This is a genomic window from Moorena sp. SIO2C4 (assembly GCF_010672485.1).
GTDB classification, from domain to species: domain Bacteria; phylum Cyanobacteriota; class Cyanobacteriia; order Cyanobacteriales; family Coleofasciculaceae; genus Moorena; species Moorena producens.
Genome location: NZ_JAAHGN010001034.1, coordinates 1 through 2,663 on the forward strand (window position 1 = coordinate 1; position 2,663 = coordinate 2,663).

General features: G+C 45.7%; 3 protein-coding genes. 2 read left to right on the top strand and 1 reads right to left on the bottom strand.

What is annotated here, in order from left to right; translation table 11 throughout:
• The coding region (locus tag F6K20_RS40975) for a thiazole synthase (protein WP_287297617.1) at window positions 1-1,455 on the top strand (1,455 nt) is incomplete at its 5' end.
• Window positions 1,456-1,617: 162 nt separating this feature from the next.
• A complete protein-coding gene (psb34, locus tag F6K20_RS33260) occupies window positions 1,618-1,797 on the top strand; it encodes a photosystem II assembly protein Psb34 (protein WP_008178251.1) in 180 nt (59 codons plus the stop codon).
• Window positions 1,798-1,854: 57 nt separating this feature from the next.
• Here the strand turns inward: psb34 and F6K20_RS33265 are convergent.
• On the bottom strand, window positions 1,855-2,663 hold an 809-nt coding region (locus F6K20_RS33265; protein ID WP_287297619.1), incomplete at its 5' end, for a tetratricopeptide repeat protein.

Sequence of the window (2,663 nt, forward strand, 5' to 3'; positions counted from 1 at the left end):
AGAACCTCCGCAGGGGAACTCCATGCAGACCATTATGTCCTGGCAACTGGAGCCTGGTCTAATCAACTGTTGCCCTTGCCAGTGGCTCCAAAAAAAGGTCAGATGCTGTCAGTAAAAGCCACTAAAAATTATCAACACCCCTTGCCACTACAGCGAGTGTTACATGGCTCTGAGGTTTATCTAGTCCCCCGTCGAGATGGACGAATTCTGATTGGTGCAACAGTAGAGGATGTGGGTTGGCAGCCTGACAACACTACTGCTGGAATTAACCGTTTGTTAGAATCAGCTATCCGGCTATATCCGGAAATCCAACACTGCTCGATTCATGAGTGTTGGTGGGGATTTCGACCAGCAACACCTGACGAATTACCAATTCTTGGCACTGGTCCTTGCCAAAACCTGAGCCTGGCTACGGGTCACTACCGCAACGGTATTTTGCTGGCTCCGGTAACAGCTTTGTTGCTGGCTGACCTGATTGAGAAGCAAAAGTCTGACCCATTGTTAGATCAATTTCGATACGACCGACTTTACCATCAACCAGCCTCAAGTCAAAGCAGTCCTAATCTAATAAGATTATCTAGTAACTCCTCCTCAACACCAGTGCTGCACTATAATTCTGGTACGGTCCGGGACTCTCACTCTGACAATGGGAAGGAACCATCCCCAGCTGATTTACTCACCATTGCGGGAAAAACCTTTCGGTCTCGTCTGATGACTGGCACAGGTAAGTATGACTCTCAACAGGTAATGGCTGAAAGTATTGCCGCTAGTGGCAGTGAAATTGTAACGGTGGCTGTGCGTCGGGTACAAACTAAAGCACCAGGACACGAAGGGCTAGCGGAATCCCTGGATTGGAGGAAACTGTGGATGTTACCCAACACCGCAGGCTGTAAAACGGCGGAAGAAGCGGTGCGAGTGGCACGGCTTGGTCGGGAAATGGCGAAGCTATTGGGTCAAGAAGACAATAATTTTGTGAAACTGGAAGTGATTCCTGATCCTAAGTATTTACTCCCTGACCCCATTGGTACTCTACAGGCAGCAGAGCAACTGGTAAAAGAAGGGTTTGCGGTTTTACCCTATATTAATGCGGATCCGTTATTAGCCAAACGCCTAGAAGAGATAGGATGTGCTACGGTGATGCCTTTGGGTTCACCCATTGGTTCGGGACAGGGCATCAAGAATGCTGCCAATATTGAAATCATCATTGAGGAAGCTGGAGTGCCGGTGGTGGTAGATGCTGGCATAGGTAGCCCCAGTGAAGCCACCTATGGGATGGAGTTAGGGGCAGATGCGTTATTGATTAATAGTGCGATCGCATTAGCAGGTAATCCGATCATGATGGGAAAAGCGATGGGAATGGCCACCGAAGCTGGTCGTCTGGCTTACCTAGCTGGTCGTATTCCAATTAAAAACTATGCTAGCGCTAGCTCACCCTTGACTGGTACCATTAGCTAGCTTACAAATTCATAGATCAAAGAACTTGTCAAGGTCTAGGACTGGATTAATACTTTAACGTAACAAATCAAGCTAATCAGGAAAACTGAAGAGTAGTTATGCCAATTTTTGTTACATTCTTTGTTACATTTATATAAATAAAGTAAAAAAAGGTTGTAATCCATGCCATATACAGTAGAAGAGGGCGGGCGTTTAAACAATTTTGCTAAAGAGCCAAAAGTTTACCAGGCAGAGCCACCCACTGCAGCAGAAAAGCGCAACTACCTGATCTTGGGTCTAACAGCCCTGATTTTAGTAAGTGGCTTGATCTTTGTGGCTTTCTCAGCCTCTGGTGTGAGCTAGGTACTGCACAGAAGAAAGCTGTTGAAAAGCCACTTCAGTTCAAGGGTCTGGTTGCCATTAAAGCTTTTTGATGGCTTCCATCGCTTCTTGATAATTTTCAGTTCTGCCTTGTTCTTGGAATAAATCAGCCGCTTTTTTGAAATCCTGAATCGCTTCCTCAACCTTATTGAGGTCAAGTCTGGCTAGACCCCGTTTATAAAACGCATCGGCAAAAGTGGGTTCAATTTTTAGAGTTTCTGTGTAATCAGCTACAGCAGCTTGATACTGTTTGAGCTTACTGCGAGTTAAACCGCGTTGGTAGTAAGCCATAGCATTTTTAGGGTTAATCGAGAGAGCTCGATCGTAATCCGCAATTGCTTGGAAATAGTTCTCTACTTCACTGTAGGCATTACCTCGACTGAGATAAACCGTATCATTATCGGGTGTCAGAGCAATAGCCTTGGAAAAATCAGCGATCGCTTCGATGAACTTCTTTTGCACAAAATAGGCATAACCACGGTTGCTATAGGCTTCACCATAGTCGGTTTTAATCTTGATAGCAGCAGTGTAATTATCAATCGCTTCTTGATAATTCCCCTGAATGTGGTGGACGTAGCCGAGATTGTAGTTTATATCAGGGTCATAGGGTTCCAGCTGCAAAGCCTGTTTGAAATTTGCCATTGCCTCTGGATAATTACCATTATCTAGTTGATCCACGCCCCGGTTGTAGAATTCAACAGCACTCATCCGGGGTATAGTTCTCACTGGCAATTCCGTATTAAAAGGGTCTTTCTCAACAGAGGGTTTTTCAGTAGTAGCTGGTTTCTCCTCCACAGGTTGGGCTTGAGTAGTAGCTGGTTTCTCCTCCACAGGTTGGGCTTGAGTAG